The organism is Micromonospora arborensis, from assembly GCF_003205615.1.
Lineage (GTDB): Bacteria > Actinomycetota > Actinomycetes > Mycobacteriales > Micromonosporaceae > Micromonospora > Micromonospora arborensis.
Genome location: NZ_PYBV01000178.1, coordinates 1 through 435, shown reverse-complemented (window position 1 = coordinate 435; position 435 = coordinate 1). Strand labels below are relative to the sequence as shown.

Annotated in this window: 1 protein-coding gene; it reads right to left on the bottom strand. The window is 69.0% G+C overall.

The window, feature by feature from the left end; translation table 11 throughout:
• Positions 1-435, bottom strand: a 435-nt coding sequence (locus tag C7C45_RS33335) for an ATP-binding cassette domain-containing protein (RefSeq protein ID WP_146247514.1), incomplete at both ends; no start/stop codon positions are given.

Sequence of the window (435 nt, the reverse complement as noted above, 5' to 3'; positions counted from 1 at the left end):
GATCAGGTACGTCAGCCCGCGCTCGTTCTGCAGGTCCTCCAGCAGGTTGAGCACCTGGGCCTGGATGGACACGTCCATCGCGGAGACCGGCTCGTCGGCGACGATCAGGTCCGGGTTGAGCACCAGCGCCCGGTCGATGCCGATCCTCTGCCGCTTGCCGCCGAAGAACTCGTGCGGGTATTTGCTCAGGGACGACGCGGGGAGGCGGACCGCCTCCAGCGTCTCGCGCAGCCGCCGGTTCGTCTCTGCCTTGTCGTCGGCCAGCCCGTGCGCCTTGAGCCCCTCCACCAGCAGCGACTCCACCGACTGCCGCGGATCGAGGCTGGAGAGCGGGTCCTGGAAGATCATCTGCATCCGGCGGCGGGCACGCCGCATCGCCTCGCCCTTCAGCGAGCGGACGTCGGTGCCGTCGAAGATGATCTCGCCCTCGGTCGG